21 protein-coding genes and 1 pseudogene are annotated in these 21,962 nt (G+C 72.7%); 7 read left to right on the top strand and 15 right to left on the bottom strand.

The window, feature by feature from the left end; translation table 11 throughout:
• Positions 1 to 124: 124 nt before the first annotated feature.
• The 4 genes from ACQP2F_RS25435 to ACQP2F_RS25450 form a co-directional block, all read right to left on the bottom strand.
• Complete coding sequence (locus ACQP2F_RS25435) at positions 125 to 1,066, bottom strand: anti-sigma factor RsbA family regulatory protein (protein WP_433291426.1); 942 nt, start codon at positions 1,064 to 1,066, stop codon at positions 125 to 127.
• 16 nt (positions 1,067 to 1,082) lie between these two features.
• The gene (locus ACQP2F_RS25440; protein ID WP_433291428.1) at positions 1,083 to 1,937 is read right to left on the bottom strand and encodes an MEDS domain-containing protein; all 855 of its coding nucleotides are present in this window, start codon (positions 1,935 to 1,937) and stop codon (positions 1,083 to 1,085) included.
• Between the two features lie 69 nt (positions 1,938 to 2,006).
• Positions 2,007 to 3,449, bottom strand: coding sequence for a diguanylate cyclase (locus ACQP2F_RS25445; RefSeq protein ID WP_433291430.1), 1,443 nt, complete (start codon positions 3,447 to 3,449; stop codon positions 2,007 to 2,009).
• 67 nt (positions 3,450 to 3,516) lie between these two features.
• On the bottom strand, positions 3,517 to 4,677 hold the full coding sequence (locus ACQP2F_RS25450) for an LCP family protein (RefSeq protein ID WP_433291433.1): 1,161 nt from the start codon (positions 4,675 to 4,677) through the stop codon (positions 3,517 to 3,519).
• Between the two features lie 212 nt (positions 4,678 to 4,889).
• Between ACQP2F_RS25450 and ACQP2F_RS25455 the strand changes: the two genes are divergently transcribed.
• The gene (locus ACQP2F_RS25455) at positions 4,890 to 5,885 is read left to right on the top strand and encodes a glycosyltransferase family 2 protein (protein ID WP_433291435.1); all 996 of its coding nucleotides are present in this window, start codon (positions 4,890 to 4,892) and stop codon (positions 5,883 to 5,885) included.
• Complete coding sequence (locus tag ACQP2F_RS25460; protein WP_433291437.1) at positions 5,875 to 6,996, top strand: glycosyltransferase; 1,122 nt, start codon at positions 5,875 to 5,877, stop codon at positions 6,994 to 6,996. The genes ACQP2F_RS25455 and ACQP2F_RS25460 overlap by 11 nt, the downstream gene beginning before the upstream one ends.
• Positions 6,997 to 7,036: 40 nt before the next feature.
• Here ACQP2F_RS25460 and ACQP2F_RS25465 read toward each other — a convergent pair whose 3' ends face one another.
• From ACQP2F_RS25465 to ACQP2F_RS25480, 4 genes are all read right to left on the bottom strand, one after another.
• Positions 7,037 to 8,521, bottom strand: a complete 1,485-nt coding sequence (locus ACQP2F_RS25465; RefSeq protein WP_433291438.1) for a hypothetical protein — start codon at positions 8,519 to 8,521, stop codon at positions 7,037 to 7,039.
• On the bottom strand, positions 8,518 to 9,375 hold the full coding sequence (locus tag ACQP2F_RS25470) for a hypothetical protein (protein WP_433291440.1): 858 nt from the start codon (positions 9,373 to 9,375) through the stop codon (positions 8,518 to 8,520). Before ACQP2F_RS25470 ends, ACQP2F_RS25465 begins: the two co-directional genes overlap by 4 nt.
• 65 nt (positions 9,376 to 9,440) lie before the next feature.
• Positions 9,441 to 9,800 (bottom strand): VOC family protein, encoded by a 360-nt coding sequence (locus ACQP2F_RS25475; RefSeq protein ID WP_433291442.1) that lies wholly within the window; start codon positions 9,798 to 9,800, stop codon positions 9,441 to 9,443.
• Positions 9,797 to 10,102, bottom strand: coding sequence for an ArsR/SmtB family transcription factor (locus ACQP2F_RS25480; RefSeq protein ID WP_433291444.1), 306 nt, complete (start codon positions 10,100 to 10,102; stop codon positions 9,797 to 9,799). Before ACQP2F_RS25480 ends, ACQP2F_RS25475 begins: the two co-directional genes overlap by 4 nt.
• A 179-nt stretch (positions 10,103 to 10,281) precedes the next feature.
• Here ACQP2F_RS25480 and rho point away from each other — a divergent pair, with 179 nt between their 5' ends.
• Positions 10,282 to 11,424, top strand: coding sequence for a transcription termination factor Rho (gene rho / locus ACQP2F_RS25485; protein ID WP_433291446.1), 1,143 nt, complete (start codon positions 10,282 to 10,284; stop codon positions 11,422 to 11,424).
• A 14-nt stretch (positions 11,425 to 11,438) separates the two neighbouring features.
• Positions 11,439 to 12,197 (top strand): serine hydrolase, encoded by a 759-nt coding sequence (locus ACQP2F_RS25490; protein ID WP_433291448.1) that lies wholly within the window; start codon positions 11,439 to 11,441, stop codon positions 12,195 to 12,197.
• Here the strand turns inward: ACQP2F_RS25490 and ACQP2F_RS25495 are convergent.
• The 4 genes from ACQP2F_RS25495 to ACQP2F_RS25510 all read right to left on the bottom strand — a co-directional run bounded on the left by ACQP2F_RS25495 (position 12,187) and on the right by ACQP2F_RS25510 (position 16,908).
• Entirely contained in the window at positions 12,187 to 12,843 is a 657-nt protein-coding gene (locus tag ACQP2F_RS25495; RefSeq protein ID WP_433291450.1) for a putative glycolipid-binding domain-containing protein, read from the bottom strand. The two genes, ACQP2F_RS25490 and ACQP2F_RS25495, sit on opposite strands and share 11 nt — an antisense overlap.
• 73 nt (positions 12,844 to 12,916) lie before the next feature.
• The gene (locus ACQP2F_RS25500; protein ID WP_433291452.1) at positions 12,917 to 13,432 is read right to left on the bottom strand and encodes a MarR family transcriptional regulator; all 516 of its coding nucleotides are present in this window, start codon (positions 13,430 to 13,432) and stop codon (positions 12,917 to 12,919) included.
• 71 nt (positions 13,433 to 13,503) lie between these two features.
• A complete protein-coding gene (locus ACQP2F_RS25505) occupies positions 13,504 to 15,390 on the bottom strand; it encodes an adenylyl cyclase (protein WP_433291454.1) in 1,887 nt (628 codons plus the stop codon).
• 171 nt (positions 15,391 to 15,561) lie between these two features.
• Positions 15,562 to 16,908: an FAD-binding oxidoreductase gene (locus ACQP2F_RS25510; protein WP_433291456.1), complete on the bottom strand. Its 1,347-nt coding sequence runs from the start codon at positions 16,906 to 16,908 to the stop codon at positions 15,562 to 15,564.
• Positions 16,909 to 17,130: 222 nt separating this feature from the next.
• On the opposite strand from ACQP2F_RS25510, the pseudogene ACQP2F_RS25515 reads away from it, so the two are divergent.
• The 3 genes and pseudogenes from ACQP2F_RS25515 (at position 17,131) to ACQP2F_RS25525 (ending at position 19,391) form a co-directional block, all read left to right on the top strand.
• Positions 17,131 to 18,020 (top strand): annotated as a pseudogene (locus ACQP2F_RS25515) (IS5 family transposase).
• A gap of 199 nt (positions 18,021 to 18,219) precedes the next feature.
• Positions 18,220 to 18,720: a hypothetical protein gene (locus ACQP2F_RS25520; protein WP_433291458.1), complete on the top strand. Its 501-nt coding sequence runs from the start codon at positions 18,220 to 18,222 to the stop codon at positions 18,718 to 18,720.
• 23 nt (positions 18,721 to 18,743) lie between these two features.
• Positions 18,744 to 19,391 carry a TetR/AcrR family transcriptional regulator gene (locus ACQP2F_RS25525; protein ID WP_433291461.1) on the top strand — a complete coding sequence of 216 codons (648 nt, stop codon included), beginning with the start codon at positions 18,744 to 18,746 and terminating at the stop codon, positions 19,389 to 19,391.
• Here ACQP2F_RS25525 and ACQP2F_RS25530 read toward each other — a convergent pair.
• From ACQP2F_RS25530 to ACQP2F_RS25540, 3 genes are all read right to left on the bottom strand, one after another.
• The gene (locus ACQP2F_RS25530) at positions 19,377 to 19,907 is read right to left on the bottom strand and encodes a GNAT family N-acetyltransferase (RefSeq protein ID WP_433291463.1); all 531 of its coding nucleotides are present in this window, start codon (positions 19,905 to 19,907) and stop codon (positions 19,377 to 19,379) included. The two genes, ACQP2F_RS25525 and ACQP2F_RS25530, sit on opposite strands and share 15 nt — an antisense overlap.
• A gap of 506 nt (positions 19,908 to 20,413) precedes the next feature.
• Positions 20,414 to 21,355, bottom strand: a complete 942-nt coding sequence (locus ACQP2F_RS25535; protein WP_433291465.1) for a phosphoglycerate dehydrogenase — start codon at positions 21,353 to 21,355, stop codon at positions 20,414 to 20,416.
• Complete coding sequence (locus tag ACQP2F_RS25540; protein ID WP_433291467.1) at positions 21,352 to 21,960, bottom strand: RraA family protein; 609 nt, start codon at positions 21,958 to 21,960, stop codon at positions 21,352 to 21,354. The genes ACQP2F_RS25535 and ACQP2F_RS25540 overlap by 4 nt, the downstream gene beginning before the upstream one ends.
• Positions 21,961 to 21,962: the final 2 nt, after the last annotated feature.

Here is a 21,962-nt window from a genome sequence, read left to right on the forward strand (position 1 = left end):
CACCGCCCATCCATCGGGCGACCTCACTGCCCCCGGGCAGAAGGGGACCTCACTGCCCCGGGCGCAACGCGACCTCACTGCGCCAGGTGGAAGGCGACCTCACCGCTCCGGGCGGAAAGCGACCTCACTGCGCCGGGGCGGAACCGGCCGGCGGCAGCGCCATGTGCATGCGGATCGTGGTGCCGCCCGGGCCGGTCCGCATGCGCACCAGGTCGCACAGCTCGTTGACCATCAGCAGGCCCCGGCCGCTCGGGCTGCTCGGGGGCGGCGGCACCCGGCCGGCGAGCGGATCGGCGATGTGCCCGCCGTCGTCGACCTGGCAGGCGAGCATGCCCTCCTCGATCCACACGGTGACGGTCCCGGGGCCGCCCGCGTGCTTGATCGTGTTGGCGGCCAGCTCGTGGACGGCCAGCACCAGCTCCCCCGCCCGCTCGCCCGGCAGCCGCCCGGTGGCGTACCGGCGCACGAAGGCCCGCACGCCGGGCAGGTCGGGCAGGCGCGCATAGCGGAGGACCGCGGCGCCGGCCGGTGGCGGCGGAAGCGGGCGATTCACCGATTCCGCCGTGCGCACCGGGTCGTCGTACTCGTCGCTGGGGATGCGCTCGCCGGCGTCGATCATCACGGGGTGGGTGCGCCAGGCGTCGGCGATCGCCTCGTCGTCGAGGCGGGCCGCGTCGTACGGGCACAGGAATGCCGCGCGCCGGCCCTCGAAGGCGGCGTTGAGCAGCGCCTCGTGCTCGGCGCAGGCCCAGCGCTCGACCGGGGTCCGGCCCGGCCAGACCGGCTCGCCGACCACCGTCACGCGGGTGCCCGGGTGCGCGTCGGCGAACGGCAGCAGCACCTGGGGCAGCAGCCGCGCGGGATTGCGGCCGGTGGCGGTGATGTCGGCGAACCGGACGCGGTCGTCGTCGTCGAGGGCGTCGCGGACCAGGCCCAGGTTGCCGGTGGGCAGGGCGACCAGCACCGGGTCGCCGGCGGCCACCGCGGTGCGGACGAACGGCACCGCCGTCGCCAGCAGCTCGCCGGTGTCGTGGTAGAGCAGGGCCGGGTGGTCGAAAACGGTCACTGGCCCCCCGCCGCGCTCATCGCCCGGTCACCGTCAGCCCGCTGACCCGCTCGGCGCCGTGCAGGTCGAGCAGCCGGCGCAGGCGCGCGCTGCAGCCGACCAGGCGGACCCGGCCCCGGCCGCCGGCGGCCGCGTCGACCAGGATCCGGGCGGCGGCGATGTCGGCGAACCGGAGTCCGGCCACGTCGACCGTGGCGTCGTCGCCCTCGTCGAACAGGTGCGCGACCACGGCCCGCAACGCGTCCCGGTTGGCGAGGTCGACCTCGCCGGACAGCCTCAACCCGTACGGCTGCCGGGTCTTTCTCGCCCTCAGCGACGTGTCCGGCTCGAAGGGGATCGAGGTCGTCGCGGACCCGAGGTGCGCCCAGCCGAGGCGGCGCAGGTGCAGAGGATCGAAACGGCGCCGGTCGTACGCGCAGACGCCCGCCACGTAGCCCTCGGTGAAGACGGTGTTGACCTGCGCCTCGTACCAGGGAAGCCGGTCGGCCCCGGGCACCCGGCGGCTGGCCCACGTCATGTCGCCGACCACCCGGATGCCCGGGCAGCCCTCGGCGCGCGCCTGCCCGATCGCCGCGCGCCAGAGCGCCAGGGTCGCGACCGGGTCGAAGACGCCGCCGGACAGATAGCTCGCCTCGGCCGTGTAGGCCTGCAACAGCCCCTCGCCGATCGCCGCGCGGGTGCCGACACCGTGCCGTTCCAGACCCGCGAGCAGCAGCTCGGGGTCGTCGCCGCAGTAGATGACGCGATGCCGGGAGCGGAGTCCGGCGCGTGTGAAGCTCGCGATCGCCGCCATCCGGGCGGAGTCGTCGTCAACGGTCCAGCAGACATGGTCGCCCAGGGCGACCTGGTCCAGGAGCGGTAACCCGCCCACGTCAGGTCCCTTCATGGCCGGGGTGGCGGGGGTGCGGATACACGGTACCCATGACCCTGTGCGACGGCGCTACCCCGCGAGAGTGACATCCTTGCTCAGCAACACGCGGTCCCGGCCCGCCGCCTTGGCCCGATAGAGCGCCTCGTCGGCCCGCCGCACCAGCTCATCCGCGGTCTCCTGCCCGTCCCACTGGGCGAGCCCGGCCGAGAAGGTCTGCCCGCGCGGGGTTCGCGTCCGCAACCGCGACACGACGGCGAGCGCTTCCTCGGCGGGCCGGCCACTGATCACGACGCCGAACTCCTCGCCGCCGTAACGCGCCAGCACGTCGGGCTCCCGGAGCTGCCCACGCCACGCCGCGGCGGCCTCCTTCAACAGCAGATCGCCGGCCTGATGCCCGTACGTGTCATTGAAGGCCTTGAAAAAATCAAGATCGAGAAGACCGACCACCAGGGGTACGCCGGAACGCCGCGCCCGGGTCAGCTCGCGCGCGAGGGCCTCGTCCCAGGACCGCCGGTTCGGCACGCCGGTGAGCCCGTCGAGATGCGCGAGCGAGGCCAGCTGCCGGGCCTGCCGGTGCACCCGGTCGAGCAGCAGCTTCATCCGAGCCACCACCAGCAGGAACAGCATCGCGCTGCCGACCGCGACCGCCCGCCAGTCGATCGCCGCCGGGTTGCGCAGCCCTTGGATCGCGAGCACGGCCGGGGCGAGCAACGAGGCGCCGGCGAGCACGGTGAGCCGCGGCGTGGACAGGGTGCCGTCGTCGCGCCGCGGTCCCGGCTCGTCCGGCCGCAACGCCGAGGGGTGCAGGATGGCGGCCGTCGTCAGCAGGTAGGTGAGGATCCAGCCGCCGTCGAGCCAGGAGAAGTCGATGCCGCCGAGGTCGGCGGCGCTGAACAACACGTCGGCCGGCAGCCGGGTCGCCTGGGCCACGACCATCAGCACGTACGCCGGGGAGAGCCGCCGTGCTCCGGAGGACATCACCAGCCGGGCCGTGGTGGCGATCAGCAGCACGTCGAGCACCGGATACGCGAGCGAGACCAGCTGGTCGCCGAGTCCCGCGTGGTCGGCGGCGGCCAGCGGCCGGATCACGAAGACCCACACCGGCAGGGCGAGCGCCGTGGCGAGGATCGCGGCGTCCAGCAGCCCGATCCGGTCGCGTCCCCGGGTGCGCTCGCGGATCAGGATCGCGAGGCCGGCCAAGGTGAGCGGGTAGGAGGCGAGATAGACGACATCGGCCATGCTCGGGTACGCGTCGACGTGCTCGACGTTGAGCAGGTAGTCGTAGATCGTGTCGCCGGCCACCGACAGCGCGTTGCCGGCCAGCAGCAGCCACCACATGGCCCGGCTCGGCGGCCGCACCTTCACGATCGCCACGGCCATGACCAGGCAGGCGACCGCGCCGACGCCCTCGAAGCAGAGCCCCGCGACCAGCGAGCCGCCGGGCAGCAACGGATAGCCGGCCGCCGCGGGGACGGTCAGCCCGAGCCACCAGAGCCATGCACGCCGCGACATGCCCGGACGATCGGCTCCCCGGCCCGGCAGTTTCGGCTTCCGCTACGCCTGACCTTTCCCGCCCGGCTCACGTGCCGGCGACCCACGTCGGGTGGCTCGCGGCGAACTGCGCGACCGTGTCGTCCTTCGCCGCCTCGAGCAGCTGCATGCTCTCGCTGCTCAGGATCTCGACCTCGCCGATGCCCGCGATCGACTTCGGGTTGAACTTGCCCTCGTTGGTCTTGATGGTGATCAGGTCGTCGGGCCGGATGCTCTTCATCGAGAAGACCCAGTCCTCGAGCGGGATGCCGCCGTTGTCGACGGTCATGGTCGCGCCGATCGCCTTGACCAGGCCGGGCAGCTTGGTCGGCGACGACAGGCCGTCCTTCACCGCCTGGTTGACGATCGCCTTGAAGAACTGCTGCTGGTGACGCTGGCGGCCGTAGTCGAAGTCGTTGTTGGCCAGCAGGTCGCGCTGGCGGACGAAGTCGAGCGCCTCGGCCGGTGTGAAGCAGTGGTCGCCCTTGGCGTAGAACTTCGGCGTCACCCCGGCGATCTTGCGCTTGAGCGTGCCGTCCTTGTTGATCACGTACGGCTTGGCGAACTTGCCGGTCTGGTTGTCGGTGCCGACGTGGATGGAGGTGGTGTCCTCGTCCACGTACATGCAGACCTTGCCCAGCACGTTCACCACGTTCTTGAAGCCCTCGAAGTCGATGATCGCCCCGGCGTCGGGGGTGATGCCGGTCAGCTCCTTGATCGTCAGCGAGAGCAGCTCGAACCCGTGCGACAGCGCGTCGGGACCGGTCAGGCCGCGGCTGCCGAAGAAGAAGGCGGCGTTGATCTTGCTCTTCCCGCCCTCCCACTTCTGCTTCCCGTTGTCGTACGCCGGGATCGGCACGTAGCTGTCGCGGGGCAGCGAGATCATGTAGCCGGTCTGATGGTCGGCGCCGATGTGCAGCAGGATGATCGAGTCGGAGCGGGTGCCCGCCGTGGGCAGCGCGTCCTTCCGTGCGTCGATGCCGACCAGCAGGATGTTCTTGGCGCCGGTGATCGTCACGTGCCGGCCGCGGTCACCGGCCGAGCCGATCAGGCTCTGCTGGGCGACCGACCTGGTCGCCGCCCCGACCGTCGCCTGGATGGCCACCACCGACCCGCCGCCGACCACGGTCAGCAGCGCGCCGAGGGTGATGCACCAGCGGGCCCACATCGGGCTGCGCCGGCGGCGCCGGGCTGCGGCGGTTCTCTTCAAGATCGGCTCCTTCGGCACGGCGTCGTCTCCCTTGAAGACGGATGGCGCGGCCTTCCGGGTCACCTCGCGGGGGTGGGAAATCGGTGTGATTTTCCTGTCAGCACGCTGAGACCGGCGACCTTCGTCCGTTCGCAGCGCCGCGTTCATCCCCCGTCCGTCTGCCGTCCCTATCGTCCGGCACGCCGGAGATCCCCTCGTGTTAGCAGGTCACCATGCCCACCACGCCGGACGTCAGCGTCGTGATCCCGACCCGCAACCGCCCGGGGCTGGCCGCCCGCGCCGTCCGCAGCGCCCTCGCCCAAACGCACGCCGCCCTGGAGGTCGTGGTGGTCGTCGACGGGAACGACGGGGTGTCGGCGGACGCCCTCGCCGCCATCGGCGACGAGCGGCTGCGGGTGGTAGAGCTGCCCGAGCGGGGCGGTGCGCCGAACGCCCGGAACACCGGCGCCCGCGCGGCCCGCGGCCGCTGGACGGCGCTGCTCGACGACGACGACGAGTGGCTGCCGGAGAAGATCGCGACCCAGCTGCGGCTGGCCGCCACCGCGTCGAAGCCGTCGCCGGTGATCGCCTCCCGCATGATCAGCCGCACCCCGCGCGCCGACACCGTGATGCCGCGCCGCCTGCCCGCCCCCGGCGAGCCGCTGAGCGAGTACTTCACCCTCCGGCGCGGCCTGTTCTACGGCGACGGCTTCATCCAGACCTCGACGATCATGGCGCCGACCGGGCTGCTGCGCCGCGTCCCGTTCACCGTCGGCCTGCGCCGCCAGCAGGAGCTCGACTGGACGCTGCGGGCGGTGCGCGAGGATGACGTCGAGCTGCTGTACGCCGGGGACCCGCTCGTGCTGTGGCACCAGGACGAGGATCGGGAGCGCATCAGCCTGGAGAACCCGTGGCGGGAACAGCTCGACTGGCTGCGGGGTAACCGCGAGCTCTTCACCCGGCGGGCGTACGCCGCGTTCACGATGAGCGTGCTGAGCTCGATGGCCGCGCCCACGCGCAGCGGCCGGATCGCCCGGGAGCTGCTGTCCGAGGCCCGCGTCCACGGCCGGCCCGGCGTCCTCGACTACGTCACGTTCCTGCAGATCTGGACGCTGCCGCCGGCCATTCGGGCCCGCCTGCGCGACCGGGTCGTCGGGCGCCGCGCCACCGCCGACGGCGACCCGTCCGCGACCCAGCCCGCCGAGCCGGTCGGCACCGATGTCCGCTGACCCGCGCGTCGCCGTCTGGCGCAGCGCCATGCTCGGCGGGTCGGAGACCTTCGTGCGGAACCAGGGCGACGCCCTCACCCGGTGGCGGCCGGTCTACCTCGGGGCGACCAAGGTCGAGTCGGCCGTCTCCCGCGACGACGATCTCATCGCGTACCCCGATCCGGCCGACCGCAACGCCTTCCTTCGCCTGCGCCTGACCGGCCGCTCGCCGCGCCTGCGGCGACTGCTGTCCGACGTCGCGCCCCGGCTGGTGCACGCCCATTTCGGCGGCGACGGCTGGCTGGTCAGCGGCGAGGCGCGACGCCTGGGCATCCCGCTGATCGTCACCGCACACGGCCACGACGTGACCCGCCAGCCGGCCCGCCCCGGCGCGCACGGCGTCCGCTACCGCCGCAACCTGCGCACGGTCTTCGAGCGCGCCGCCGTCGTCCTGGCCGTCTCCGAGGTCATCCGCGCGAGGGCGATCGCCTGGGGCGCCGACCCCGCCAAGGTCCGCGTGCACCACATGGGCGTCCCGATCCCCGCCGACGTGCCGGCCCGCCCGCACCAGGAGTGGGACGTCGCCTTCGTCGGCCGCTTCGTCGAGAAGAAGGGCGCCGACGACCTCCTGGCCGCCCTCGCCACGCTCCCCGGCCGCCCGCGCGCCGTCCTCATCGGTTCCGGGCCGTTGCTTCCCGGCATGCGGGCGTACGCGCGGCAGCTCGGCGTGGACGCGACCTTCCCCGGCCATCGAACGCCCGCGGAAGTGCGCGAGATGCTGCTGGCCAGCCGCCTCCTGGCCGCGCCGTCGCGTACCGCCGGGGACGGCGAGACCGAGGGCCTGCCCACCACCGTCATGGAGGCCGCCGCCCTCGGCCTGCCGGTGGTCGCCACCCGGCACAGCGGCATCCCCGAGGCCGTCACCGACGGCGAGACCGGCCTGCTCTCGCCCGAGCGTGACCGCCCGGCGCTGGCCGCCAACCTGGCCCGCCTGCTGACCGACGAGGACCTGCGGGTCCGCCTGGGCCGCCAGGGCCGCGCCGCGATGCAGGCCCGGTTCGACGTGGTCGCGCAGTCCGCCCGCCTCGAGCAGATCTACGACGAGGTGGCCGCGGCCCACCCGGTCCGCTGATCCTTACCGGACACCCGCGCCGCCCTTCACCGGCCGGCGTTCACCGGCCGCGGCGGGTGACCGCCCGGAACGCCCGCCGGCCCGCTTTGAGGCCGCCGAGAACGGCCTTCCCGGGCGTCGTCGCGGAGAGCACCGCGTTGATCTTCCGAACCCGCTTGAGCTCCTCGTCGCGGTAGGCGATCTGACGTTCGTAGAACTCATGCCGGGCGCGGGCGTCGGCCAGTTCCCGCTCGAGGCGGTCGCGGGCCATGGTCAGCTCGCGGACCGTGCCGACGTCGGGACGGGGAACACCGGGGCCGGCGGCGGGCACGTCGCGCGGGTCGAGCTCCCGGCCGGTCATGCCGGCCAGCAGCGCGGTCAGGGCCGCCTCGCCGGCCGGGGACGGCCACAGGTGGGTGAGGCCGGCGCCGATCAGGGTGGCGGCCAGGCGGCGAAGGGCCTCGACCGGTTCGCCCGCGGGGACGAGGCCGTGGTGGCCGCCGCCGGCATCGACCACGACTTGCCCGGCGGGGACACCGGCCGCCGGGCCGGATTGCCAGGCGGTGAGCAGATCGCGCACGGCCGGCAGGTCACGGCGCTGACCGGCGGCGACGACGAGGTCCTCGAGCGTGCGCCCGAGCGGGAGGGGCCGGTCACCGAGGGTCCATCGGCCGCCGGCATCGCGAACCACGGGCTCCGCCCGTGCGCCGGGCCGGCCGGACTCGACCCCGGGCGGGGCGATCAGGGCGGCGGGGCCGGCCGGGAGGTCGCCGGCGAGCAGGATCCACGCCGGGGCCAGGGCGGCCGCCAGCTCGTGGCGCACGGCGCCGGTGACCAGGCGGGCCGGGTCGGCCAGCAGCTCCGGGGACGGGCGTGCGACGGCCGTCAGCGTTGCCTCGAGGAAACCCCGCAGAGCGGGGTCGGTGAGGACCTCGGCGGCCAGCAGGGCGGTGGGGGTTCGGAAACCGGGGTAGGCGGCGTACTCCCGGACCACCGGGACGCCGGCCTCAGCCAGGCGGCCTCGCAGGCGGCCGGGCGAGACCGGCCACGAGTCGTCGGGGCCCACCCACTCGGTGTCGGCCGGCGCGGGCGGCAGGGCGAGCAGCCGGTGCAGGCCGAACGGGTTCTCGACCGCCAGCATCAGGCGGCCGCCGGGGCGGAGCAGGCCGAGCAGGCGATCCAGCGTCTCCTCCCGGGTGAGGTCGGCGGTCTCCGGCGAGCCGAGCCGGTCGAGGCCGTCGAGGGCGATCACGGTGTCGTAGGCCGGCGCGGCGGCGAGCTTCGCGAGGCTTCCGCAGCAGATCGTGGCCCCGGGGAAGCGGGCCGACAGGAGCGAGGCGTCCGCGGTCCCGCGTACGAGAATGGTCGGCCCGGGAACCGTGAGCGCGGCAATCAGCTCGGGATCGTGCGGCCCCGCGACCAGGACGCGGCCCGCCGCCGCACCCAGCAGCGCACGCGACGCCGCGCCGCCGGCCGCCGCCGGACCGTGCGTGCCGTCCAGGTCGGACCAGTGCGGCATCTCGCCGCCGATCGGCTGGACGGTCATCGGATCAGCACCCCGGTCAGCTCGGCGCCGGCGACGCTCGCGGGCATCGGCCAGCCCAGCAGGCGGCGCAGCTCGGCCGGCGGCAGCAGGCGATCGGCGCCCAGCTCGTCGACGGCGATCGAGCGGGCGAGCGCGACGTCGACGTGGGTGCCGTGCAGGGCGGACCACTCGCGCCGGATGCGGGCCGGGCCGACGCCCTCGGACTCACCCTCCAGCTGCATCGGGTCGCCGTAGACGGCCGGCTCGCACCCGGCCAGCGTGCCGTAGAGGACCGCGCTGCACAGCCGGTTGGAGGCCACCCGCCGGTGGCGGCGCTGCTCGGCGAGCTGGCGGTAAAGGAAGCCGGGATCGAGGTCCTTCCACCAGCCACCACGGAAGCCGTGGCAGATCACCCGGAAGCCGGCCCGCTCGTACCGCGCCCGCAGCCGCGGGTCCCGGTACTCCTGCCAGTACAGGCAGACCGTCACCGGTCCGGTCTCGACCTCGCGGATCTCGGCCATCAACCGGTCGTGGTCGCCGAGCACCTGCTGCCCCTCCCAGCCGTGGAACGGGTACCAGATGGTGCCTTCGCGCGCGGGCTCCTCGGTCACCACCTCCATGCTGAGCAGGTACGCGAAGGGGGCGCCCACGACGTACACCTGCCGCCGCGCCAGGGACCAGGCGCGCCGCCGCGTGCGCTCGGACCACAGGAAGCTCGGCACCCCGGGCACAAACTCGTGGTCGGGGGCGAGGCCGTCGCCGATGTTCCACCCGTGCTGGAGGTAGCCGTGCAGGCGCGGCGGGTCGGTGTTGTCGAGACCGCAGTAGCGCGCCAGCACGTGCGAGTGCCCGTAGTAGTGGTTGGCGTGATGCACGACCGGTCATCCCACACGGGGGAAGCGACGACCGAGCCAACGGAACATGTCACCCGGGTGACGGATCAGGCCCCGGGGTCGTACATGTGCACACCGATCAGCACCCCGGCCGGATCGGTGACGTACGCGCCGCGCCCGACGCCGCCGATGGCGAACGGCGGCACCACGACGGCGCCACCGTTCGCCGCGGTGGCCTCCAGCACGGCGTCGAGGTCGGGCACGCGGATCACCGGCACCGACCGCGGCTGCCCGTCGCGCGACGGCATGAGCCCGGTGTCGACGCCGGGCGCCTCGCCGTGCGGCGCCACCAGATAGTCCGGCGCCGCGAACGGCTGCGGCGCCCACCCGAACACCTCGGTGAAGAACCCGGTGCTGGCGGCGAGATCGGGCGACTGGATCTCCAGATAACTGACGGGCCGGCTCACGCTGGCCTCCCCTCGGAAAGCGCGGGTGCAGTGGAAAACGTGGTGACCAGCGTGCGGATCCAGTGCTCGATCTCGGCCAGGCGCGACGTGCTCAGCGTGTGCCAGTGCTGCCGGCCGAGCACGGTCGTGTTCATCAGGCCGGCCTCGGCCAGCACCCGCAGATGCTGTGAGGTGGCGGGCCGGCTGATCGGCAGCAGCTCGGCCAGCTGCCCGCTGGTGGCCGGGCCGTGCGCGAGGCGCTGGAGCAGCGCCCGCCGGGACGGGTCGGCCAGCGCGGCGAGCGTCGAGCTGAGGTCGGTCACCGCAAAAGCGTAAGCTAGAGCTTACGCGTTTTCCAGTGTGCTACAGTTCGCCACAGCAGGACCGCGGATGCCGGCGATCACGCCGCCCGCCGTCCTTCGGCCGAGAGTCAGTGACCGGCCACGTTTCTTTCATCAACGCCACGGCGTGTGCTGCCGTCGCGTATCCGAGGAGTCCCTCAATGACAGTTCTCGCTACCCAAAAACCTACCCAGAAGCCAACCGAGACGTTGACGGCTGTCGACGCGCTCCTCGACATCGTCGACGACCGCGCCTGGCTGCGGGCCGACGGCTACCGGCCCGGCCCCGGCGACATCCCGGTCCACCGCGACCAGGTCCGCCGCCATAATCTGCGCCGCGGCGACCGGATCACCGGCGTCGCCCGGGTCCCCGCCCACGGCAAGCCCGCGAGCCTGCAGATCGAGGCGATCAACGGCCGCCCGCCCGGCCGGCGGCCCGGCTTCTACGAGCTGACCGCGCTGCACCCGGACGAGCGCCTGCGGCTGGAGACCGACCCCCCGCTGCTCACCACCCGGGTCATCGACCTGCTCATGCCGATCGGCAAGGGCCAGCGCGCCCTGGTCGTGGCGCCGCCGATGGCGGGCAAGACCACGGTCCTGCAGCAGGTCGCCAACGGGATCGCCCGCAACCACCCCGAGTGCCACCTCATGATCGTGCTGGTCGACGAGCGGCCGGAGGAGGTCACCGACATGCAGCGGCACGTGAAGGGCGAGGTCGTCGCCGCGACCTTCGACCGGCCGCCGCACGAGCACACCGCCGTCGCCGAGCTGGCCATCGAGCGGGCCAAGCGCCTGGTCGAGCACGGCGAGGACGTGGTCGTCCTGCTCGACTCGATCACCCGGCTCGCCCGCGCCTACAACCTGCAGAGCCCGGGGCGCGGCCGTACGCTCTCCGGCGGTCTCGACGCGAGCGCCCTGTACCCGCCCAAGCGGTTCCTCGGCGCCGCCCGCAACATCGAGGGCGGCGGTTCGCTGACCATCATCGCGACCGCGCTCGTCGAGAACGGATCGGCCATGGACACCCTGATCTACGAGGAGTTCAAGAGCACCGGCAACGCCGACCTCAAGCTCGACCGCGCACTGGCCGAGGCCCGCGTCTTCCCGGCCATCGACATCGCGGCCACCGGCACCCGGCACGACGAGGGCATCGCCGGCCGCCTCGAGCTCGCCGCGCTCGCTCAGCTGCGGCGCGCGCTCGGCGGCCAGGACCGCCGGGACGCCATGCGCCAGCTGCTCGACCAGCTGCGCGCCACCACCGGCAACGCCGAGTTCCTGCGCCGGGTCGCGCTCACCCTCAACGCGTAGCCGATGATGGCGGGATGTCGCGCATCCCGGAGATCGTCGCCGCCACCCCGCAGGTCCGCTGGTCGATAGCCCTTTCCGACGGCACGCGCCACGACGAAGACCGGCAACTGCGGACGGCCAGCGTCGGCAAGCTGCTGCTCCTGGCCGAGACCGCGCGCCGGATCACCGCGGGCGAGCTCGATCCGGCCGAGCTCCTCCCCCGCGACCCCCGGGTGGCCGTCGCCGACTCCGGCCTCTGGCAGCATCTCTCGACCCCCGAGCTGCCGGTCGCCGACGTCGCGGTGCTGATCGCCGCCGCGAGCGACAACTGGGCCACCAACGTGCTGCTCGAACGCGTCGGGCTCCCCGCGGTGACGGCCCTGACCCGTTCGCTCGGCCTGCGAAAGACGGCACTGCACGATCGCGTACGGAATGACCGTGGTCCCGGGCATGCGCCGACGCTCTCCACCGGCACCGCCGCCGAGCTGCTCGCCCTCATGATCCGCCTGCGTGACCGTGAGTTGCTCGGAAGCCCCGCCGACGACCTCGTCGACCGCTGGCTCGCCACCGGCACCGACCTGTCGATGGTCGCCGCCGCCTTCCACGACGACCCTCTCGCGCACGTCACCGGCGTGCGCAACAAGACCGGCACCGACGACGGCGTCCGGGCCGACACCGGCTACCGCGACGGTCTCGCCTACGCCGTGCTGGCCAACTGGGACCCGGCGGCCGCCGACGCGACCGCCGCCGTCATGACCGCGATGCGTGCGATCGGCGCCGCGATCAGTGGCTGATCCGCAACCGGCCGGGCTGATAGGTGACGATCCCCTCGGCGTCCAGGTCGAAGCTGGTGGCCGGCCCGTCCCCGGTGACCCGCAGCCTGCCGGCGCTCACCCGGTGGAAGGTCGCATCGCCGGCCACCACGGTCAGCCACGGCATGCGGATCCGGATCACCGGCGCCGCCTGCGCGCTCGCGCCCTCCGCCAGCCGCAGCGCGCGCATCGCCCAGGTCAGGAACAGCGGCGAGTCGGACAGCAGCACGACCGCGTCGCCGTCGAGCGCGGCCGGGTCGGCGCATCCGGCGGGCGGCCCGTCGACCGTGCCCGACGCCTCGGTGCCGCAGCTCCAGCCCTGCTCCGTACGGGACAGGGCCAGGTTGCGCCGCCAGCCGCTGCCCTCGGTGGTGACGGTCAGCGCGCGTACCCGCCACGAGCCGTCGAGATCGGCGTGCCAGCGCGAGGTCCACGGCCGGTGGCCGCCGACCACCGCCGTCCCGGTCACCACGCCGGGCGCCTCCCCGTCCCGCAGGACGAGCTCGGTGCCGACCGTGCCGGTCCGCTGCCAGACGAGCGGCCCGTGCGTGCGCGTTTCCGCCACCCGGCGCTGGGTGGCGGGCATTCCCAGGGTCATCTGATCGGCCGCCTCGGAGTTGGGTTGCATGCCCCTACGATTGCACCATGCAACCTTTGCCGCCAGGTTGCCGCGCGTCAAACTCCGGCTCGGAGTCGGAGTTTCAGGCCGCGTTTCCCGGAATTTCGGGATCGTGGGCGTGCCGGTGCCAGCCCAGCCACCACTCCTGCTCGGGCATCTCGCCGGCCGCGGCCGCGAACGCGGTGAGCGCCTCGGTCACCGCCGGCTGCCAGACGCCGGCGGTCTCGGCCACGATGCGCTCCAGATCGGCCCGCCGTGCCTCGATGACCCGCTCGACGATGTCGTGACCGGAGCGGGTCAGCCGCAGCGTCACCACCCGCCGGTCGTCGGTCGACCGCACCCGGCGCACCAGGCCCTTGGCCACCAGCCGGTCGGTCATGCGGGTGCCGGTGGAGGGGTTGACCTGCAGCTCCTCGGCGATGTCGGCACCACGCAGCGAGCCCTTGACGGCGAGCACGACCAGCGCGCGGAACTGCGGGAGGGTCACGTCGGCCCCGACCGCCCCGAGCGCCCGGACGGTCAGGCCGACGAAGGCCCGGCTCGCCAGCATCAGGGCGTTGACGGCGGGCGCGAGATCGGCCGGCGGCAAAGGTTGCACACGGCCATCTTTGCAGGAAGGGCCGGGACCGTGTCACGGTCCCGGCCCTCCTGTCCGGTTCTACGGCTTTCTTACGGGGTGGGGTAGTCGGTCACGTAGACCGGCTTGCCGATGTGATCCGGCGGATCGAAGACGGCCGCGTCGCCCACGCCGTTGACGACGTGGTCGATGATGCCGGCCGACAGGTTGACGGTCATGATGTGGTGCAGCTTCACGCCGGGACGCTCCGGAACCTCGAAGCCGTTCTCGGTGTGGATCGACGGGTTGTTCTGGTTGAACACGTACACGCCCCCGCCGTACAGGTTGTGGGTCTTGACCTTCGCCCCGACCTTGTAACCCGCGTAGCCCTCGACCGTCCCGTTCATCCAGTCCGCCTGGGTCGGCGGGTCGTACGGAAGCTCGTTCTGGTAGAGCACGGTCGTGCCCCGGTCGCCGTTCCAGGTGGTGTTGTACTTCTGGAAGTGCTCGACGAACAGGCCCGTCGCGGTCACGTTGTCGCCGTTGATCACGACGCCCTGGCGACCGGTGTTGGTGTTCCACCGCTCGGTGTCGCCACCGGTGAAGCCCTCGACGCCGTGGTCCGCACGCCACACCCAGGTGTGGTCGATGAGGACGTTGTCGCTGTTGACCTCGAGCGCGGTGTCGGTCTTGCCGACGTGCGGGCCGCCGACGCGGAAGTACACGTCGGACAGCGTGGTCGGGTTGGCCGCGGAGCTGAAGTTCAGCCCGTGACGGTCACCGACCTGCAGCAGGGTCTTCGACTCCTTGGTGCCGGCGTCGATGGTGACGCCCGCGACGATCGCGCCGGGGACGTCGGCCACCTTCAGCGGCGTGGCGCCGTTGACCGCGGTGAGCGTGGCGTGCCCGATGCCGAGCACCACCTGGTTGGGCCAGCGCACCTGCAGGCTCTTGCTGATGTTGTAGATACCCGGCGAGAGCAGCAGGTTCTTGCCCAGAAGCAGCTGCGCGTTGATCAGCCACTCCGGGTCGGACGGCTTGGCGACGTAGAAGTCGCGCAGCGGCACGGTGCGACCGGGGGTGAGCCCGTTCGCCCAGGAGACGCCGCTGGTGTTCTTCTGCGCCGACGGGACGCGGACGTTCCACTTGCCCTTGTCGTCGACGAAGAGGTACGGCTTCTCCCGGCTGACCGGGGTGGTGTCCAGGACCGTGTACGGCTCCGTGGGCCACTTGGCCTCGGTGGGCGCGCCCTGGACGCCGCTGAAGACCTGGTTCCACACGCCGTTGGTCCAGCTGTCCAGCTTGCTGTTACGGGTGATCCACTGCTGCTGCGAGCCGTTGAGCACCGTGGGGAACTTGGAGTCGGCGATGAACCCGCCGCTGGCGTACTGCGGTCCAGCGGTGCAGTAGTCCATCAGCGAGAACGTGCCGCCGGTGACGTCGAGACGGCGCAACGAGACCGCCTGGGACACCGCCCAGAAGTTCGTGTTGCCGTTCCGGCAGGCCGGCTGGCCGGTGCCGTTGATGTGCAACGACAGGTTGGAGAGCGTGCGCCAGAAGTTGACCAGCGCGAGGCAGTTGCTGGTGCCGTTGTTCTCCAGGCAGCGGTTGTAGACCTCGATCTTCCCGTTGATCACCACGTCGTCCGGGTTGGCACCCAGACCGGCGACCTCGGTGTAGTACCCGACCTTGAACTGCAGCGGCTTGGCGTCCGTGCCGTACGTGCCGGGCTTGAAGAAGAAGGCGTAGCGGTCCGTGCTCATCTCGGCGTCGGTCTGCTTGGTCGCAGCGGCGTCGAGCTTGGCCTGGATCTCCTCCACCGGCATGCTCGGGTCGAAGATGGTCACATTGCTGCCGAAGTTCGGCGTGGAAGCCGGCTTTCCGGCGGGTGAGGCCTGCGCGGCGGTACCGGTCAGCGAGCCCACGGTGATCACTGCGAGCCCAATGGCGAAGATCCGCCCGAACTGCCGGCGTACGTGCCGCCCGGCGCTTGTCGTCATGCTCAAGGGGTCCTTCCGTCATGTGCGTGCAACAGACTCGACACAGATGGCTACAGACGGACGCCCATGTCAAGCACGGGAAGCTCGGCAATACCGCAGGCTTCGGACATCTCGGCCCGGTTCCGGTACAGGGTCTGCCCGAATGCCCGCCGGAACCGGTACCGGCGGGCGTCAGCTGCGCCGGACCGGGACCTGCCCGGCGCGCAGCACATTCGCCGGGTCGTACCGGCCGGCGACCTCGACCAGCCGCTCCAGGGTCGCCGGGTCGTAGGAGCGGGCGATCCGCTCGGCGCCGACGCCGGCGGCCAGGTTGGGCAGAATGCCGCCGGTGGTCCACGGGCTCATGGCGTCCCTGACCCGAGCGGCGTGCGCGGCGACCGCCGGCGCGGCGATGCCGATCGTGATCAGCGTGTACGCGGCGTCGCGGTGGCAGAGTGCGCTCGGATGCGCGGGCTCCCCGGCCAGTGCCCCGCCGAGCTGCCGCACCTCCACGATCACCTGCTCGCTGCCCGACCCCGGCCCGGCCACCGCCAGCAGCGCGTCGGCCGCCCCGGCCGGCAGGCCGTGCAGCAGCTCGCCACCCTCGTGCACCGGCATCGGGTCGGCCGGGTCGTTGTGAATCATGCCGAGCGCCGCGTACGGCATGGTCTGCACCGCGTCGATGACCGGCTTCAGATCACGCATCGGCGCGATCACCCGCTCGCCCTCGGCCTCGTCGCCGGTCCAGGCGAAGCGCACCGTCACCGAGAACGTCCCGGCCAGCGGTTCGGGGACCCCGGGCAGGGGCGGCAGCTGCAGGAACGCGATCGAGGTGGTGGCCTCGGCCGGAAGCTTCGCGCTCCACTCGCGCCAGCCGTGCAGCACCGCGGCCGCGTCGTCGCCGGCGTAGAACAGGGCGCCGGCGTACAGCTCCGGCTGCACGATCAGGTCGAACTCGAGCGCGGTCACGATGCCCACCGCACCCTTGCCGCCGCGGACGGCCCAGAACAGGTCGGGCTCGTCGGTCGCGGTCGTCCGGCGCAGCACGCCGTCGCCGGTGACCAGCTCCACCGCGCGGACCCGGTCGGAGGCCCAGCCGTAGGTGCGGCCGACCGGCCCGAGGCCGCCGCCGGTGGTGTAGCCGACCACGCCGACACCGGGCGCCGACCCGGCGAGGGCGGCCAGCCCGTGCGGTGCGGCCGCGTCGAGCACCTGCTGCCAGCGCACGCCGGCGCCGACCCGGGCCCAGCGCTCGCCCGGGTGCACCACGCACTCGTCGAGGCGCCCGGTGTGGACGAGCAGGGCGCCGTCGAGGGCGCCGGCCAGTCCGTGCCCGGTGGCCTGAACGGCGACCGGCAGGCCGTGCTCGCCGGCGAACCGCACCGCCTCGACCACGTCCTGCGCGTCGCGGGCCTCGACGATCAGGGCCGGGGTCGCGGTGACGGCCATGTTGTAGGCGGCGGCCAGGCGGGCGTAACCGTCCTCGCCGGGGGTCGCGATCGTGCCGCTCAGACGGCGGCGCAGCGTTTCGAGCTCCATGGTGTTCCTCCACTGTCGTTTCGTCAGGGACGACAGTGCCGGGAACCGCTTGAGCCGCGCTTGAGCCCGGCTTGCGGATCACTTGAACGGTTCTTGCGCCGCCGCTCGGTGCCGCGCGGCGGCGGCCGGTTCGCCTCGGCGACCACCTCGCCGGTGCGGGGCGGCTAGGTTCTGTCTCTTAGATCATCGTGGCGATCATGGGCGTCGATCGTTGGATCGGGTGTGGCGCGTGGTGATTTGACGAACCAGGAATGGGCTGTGCTGGCGCCGTTGCTGCCGGCGCAGCCGGTTCAGGGCCGGCGGTGGCGTGATCACCGGCAGGTGATCAACGCGATCTGCTGGGTCAAGCGCACCGGTTCACCCTGGCGGGATCTGCCCGAACGGTACGGGCCGTGGAAGACGCCGTACCAACGTTTCCGCCGGTGGGCGGCCGATGGCACCTGGGCGCGGTTGAAAGCCCAGGTCGTCACGCTTGCCGAACTCGACGACGACATCGACTGGGACGCCCAGGTCGACGCCACGATCGTGCGCACCCATCAGCATGCTGCCGGGGCCGCAAAAAGGGGCTCGACGTCGCCGCGACGCAGGCACGCGAAGGCATCGGACGCTCCCGCGGCGGGCTGACCACGAAAATCCACACCCTGGCCGACGGCCGGGGCCGGTCGCTGGCATCGCTGATCACGCCCGGGCAAGCCGCCGACACCCAGCAGCTGATCCCGCTGCTCAACCAGGTTCGGGTGGCCACACCCGGACCTGGGCGCCCGCGTGTGCGTCCGAACTCGTTAACCGGCGACCGGGCGTACTCGTCACGGGCCAACCGCAAGGCCTTGCGGGACAAACACATCGCCACCACGATCCCGCAGCCGCGTGACCAGGTCGCCAACCGGCTGCGCAAGGGCCGCAACGGCGGCCGGCCACCCGCGTTCGACCCGCACGCCTACAAGCGGCGCAACCAGGTCGAACGCGGCTTCAACCGGCGCAAACACTGGCGCGGACTGGCCACCCGCTACGACAAGCTCGGCGCCCACTTTCAAGCCACCCTCGACCTCGTCGAAATGCTCGACTGGCTCCGAGCCGTACCCGACAGACTTGATCTAAGAGACAGAACCTAGCTCCAGGCCGCGGCGCGGCGCTGCCGGGCGAGCAGGTGCAGCTCCGCGTCGTTTCCCGTGCGCCCCGATGAACGCCGGGAACCCCTTGCGCCCCAGGGGTTTTGGCTTCGGCCGACCCGGTGCGCTTCCCGTCCGTACGGGCCATTACGCGGCGTTACCACCCCCGGATAGAAAGTCGTCCGGACCGACGATCAACCCCGTGAGGACGACGATGCGCAAAGTTCTGCTGACCGCCGCCGCTGCCGTGACCGCGTTCGCCGCGATGCCGGCGGCGGGCGCCCAGGCCGCCACCACCGTCGAGTCGGTGATCGGCACCGGCACCCTCGGCCAGTTCGGCACCCCGACCGCCTATCTGGCGGCGGCCGGCAACCAGCGAGGTCAGCTCGGCGCGTTCACCATCACGTACCCGGACGGCACCTACGCGACCGGCGCGTCGAGCTGCCTCGTCGTCGACGGCAAGACCGCGTACCTGACCGGCCGGATCGTCCTTTCCGGCGGCCCGCGCCGCGACACCAACAGCTGGCAGCGCGGCAACTACGTGGTCATCGGCGTCCGCGACGACGGCGACGGCACCGTCGTGGCCGACAAGCTGAACTTCTCGCCCGGCACCGCCGCCGACCCCGGCTGCGGACCCTACGGGGCCGCCAGTCCCGACTTCTTCATCGTCAAGGGCAACTACCGGGTGACCGACGCCGGCTGAGCCGGATGCGGGAAGGCAGCAAGATGGGGTACGTGCCCCGTGCCCAGAAGACCGGCCGACCACCGGTCACCTCCCGCGCCGAGATCCTCGCGGCCGCCCGCAAGCTCATCGACCAGGACGGCTGGGAGAAGCTGACCGTCCGCCGCCTCGCCGCCGAGCTCGGCATCGGCGCCACCACCCTCTACCACCACGTGCGGGACAAGCAGGATCTTCTGATACTGCTGCTCAACGCGTACGCCGAGCAGCTGCCCCGGCCGCGGCTGCCGGCCGACCCGAGGGAACGCGTGATCGCCGCCGCGACCGCCATGCACGACGCGCTCGCCGCCTGGCCGTGGGCGGCTCAGATCCTCACCTCGGACGGCTTCGTCGGCCTGCTCGACGAGCCGTCGCTGCACCTGGTCGAGGCCATCCTGGCCGGCGCCCGCGACGCCGGCTGCACGCCCGCCCGCTCGGTCGACGTCTTCCGCAGCATCTGGTACTTCACGGTCGGCGAGATCCTGGTCCGCTCGCACGCCACCGGCAAGCCGCGCCGCGAGATCGACTTCGGGCGCTTCGACCCCGAGCGCCTCCCCCACCTCGCGGACGTCGGCGGCCGGTGGCGGCAGCTGGCCACCCGCGGCATCTACGAGGAGGGCCTGCGCTCTTTCGTGGCCGGGCTACTCCCCGAGTAGGAGCTCGCCCTCCAGCAGGCCCATCGTGTACATGTCGTACCACCGGCCGTCGCGGCGGAAGACCTGACGCAGGCGGCCCTCGTCGACGAAGCCGACCTTCTTGTAGATGTGGTGGGCGGCCTCGTTCTCGGTGACCACGGTCAGCGTGATCTTGTGAAGGCGCATGCGGTCGAAGCCGTACCGGCAGATCGTCCGCATCGTGTCGGTGCCGAAGCCGCGGCCCCAGTAGTCCTTCTCTCCGAGATAGATGTCCAGCTCGGCGATCCCCAGCTCGGGCTCGGCGTCGCGCAGCCGCACGGCCCCGATCAGCGCGCCGTCCCGCAGAACCTCAACCCCGAAGAGCACGTTCCCGTACGCGTTCTGCGGCAGTTCCGCCAGCCGCCGGCGCGCCTGGTCGAGGGAGCGGGTGTAGCCCTCGTCCATCCACCGGACCACCTCGGGGTCGTTGGCCCAGCGCCACATCGCCTCGGCATCGCCGGGCTCGAGCGTCCGCAACCTGATCAGCTCACCACGCATGCGAAGCAGCTTCCCATATCGAGATGCCCGGGCCCGGCGCGTGGGAGCTTGTCGCCTTGCGCCGGCGCGGCTCGCTCGAGGCGGTCGCGGGCTGGGGACAACCGGCGAAAAGTGTCGTACCCGGGCCGTAATCTCGCCCCACCCAGTGACGTGGGTGGGGTGGGTTACCCGCCGCGGAGCGAAATCGAGGGCAGAGGCGTCACGCGCCGCGGAGCGACGCGGAGGGCCGATGGGTCACGTGCCGCGAGCGACGCCGAGGGCGGGTGCGTCACGCTGCGCGGAGCGACGCCGAGCGCCCGGCGCCTTCGGCCCGCGGAACGACGTCGGCACCGGGCGAGTCGAACGCGTGGCGAGTGGCCCTTGCACCCGTGGCCCTTGCGCCCGTCGGTCCCTGCGCCCGTCGGTCCCTGCGCCCGTCGGTCCCCGCGCCCGTCGGTCCCCGCGCCCGTCGGTCCCCGCGCCCGTGGCGCGTATCGGTGAGCAGAGCAAAGGACCCGCGATCGGCCTCAGCGTTCGACGACGTTGCGCAACGGGCGGCCTTCCTCCAGGGCCGCCAGGTTTTCCAGGATCAGGGCCGGCGCCCCGATCGGCCGGCCGCCCGCGGCGTGCGGCGACAGGATGACGTTGGGCTCGTCCCACAGCGGCGACCCCGGCGGCAGCGGCTCGGTCTCGGTGACGTCGAGCGCGGCCCCCGCCAAGCGGCCCGCGCGGATCGCGGCCAGCAGGGCGGCCTCGTCCACGGTGGCGCCGCGGCCCACGTTGACGAACCAGGCGTGCGCGGGCAGCAGGGCGGCCACCTCGGCGTCGAACGCGTGCCGGGTCGACGGCGCGGCGGGCAGGATCGAGATCAGCACGTCGGTGGTGGGCAGCACCGTGGGGAAGTCGGCCTCGGTCACCACGGTGACGCCGTGCCGGGTGCCGGCGGTGCGGGCCACGCCGGTGACCCGGGCGCCGAGCGCGGTCAGGATGGGCGCGAGCGTGGCGGCGATGCTCCCGAAGCCCCAGATGACCACGTGCGCGTCGCGCAGCGTACGGAAGCTCTGGTCGCGGACCGGTTGGTTGCCGCCCAGCTCGCCCGCCCACCGATGGCCGATCTGGGCCCGGATCAGCAGGTTGAGCCGGCGCGCCGCGGCCAGCACCAGCGCCAGGGTGTGCTCGGTGACCGTCACGTCGTGCAGGCCGCGGCCCGACGTGACCACCACCTGCGCGGGGAAGCCGGCCGCCAGCACCACGTCCGGACCGGCGGCGAGCGTCTGCACCCAGCGCAGGCCCTTCAGGCGGGCGGCGGCGTCGCGCAGCTGCCACTCGGGGTTGCCCCAGACGACGAGGACCTCGGCGTCGGCGTGCTCGTCGGGGACGGGCTGGTCCACCGCGTACGTGAAACCGGCCGCGGTGGAGGGAAGGGCGAGATCCGACAGGTCGACGTTGCCGGGCAGCAGAACCTTCATGACTGCTCAGCCTGCCACGCGGCGAGCAGACCGTCGATCTTGGCCCGATGCGCCCGTTCCCAGTCGTCGAGGGAGGTCGCCGCGTCCGAGGCGAGCTTGGCCCCGGCCGCCGCCAGGGTGTCGCCGACCTGCGCGGCCGGGACCACCACGACGCCGTCCTCGTCGGCCACCACCAGGTCGCCCGGCGTGACCGCCACGCCCGCGCAGCGGATCGGCACGTTCAGCGCGAGGGCCGCCGCCTTGCCGCCGGGGATCGGGATCACGCCACGCCCGAAGACCGGGAAGCCCATCTCGCGCACCTCGCCGATGTCGCGGATCAGCCCGTCCAGCACGAAGCCGGCGATGCCGTTGCGCTGGGCCACCGCGCACACGTTGCCGCCGGCCAGCGCGTAGTCGGGGTCGCCCGACTCGACCACGATGATCGAGCCCGGCTCGGCCCGGTAGATCGCCGCGTGCAGCATCAGGTTGTCGCCGGGTGGGCAGCGCACGGTGAAGGCGGGTCCGGCGATGCGCGGCGCGGGCGACCACAGCGACTTCAGCCCGGCGTCCATCACCTGCCGCCGGTCGAGCACGTCGGCGAGCGTCGTGGTGGGTAGATCGGCCATGC

The sequence above is a fragment of the Actinoplanes sp. CA-030573 genome, assembly GCF_050951115.1.
Classification (GTDB): domain Bacteria; phylum Actinomycetota; class Actinomycetes; order Mycobacteriales; family Micromonosporaceae; genus Actinoplanes.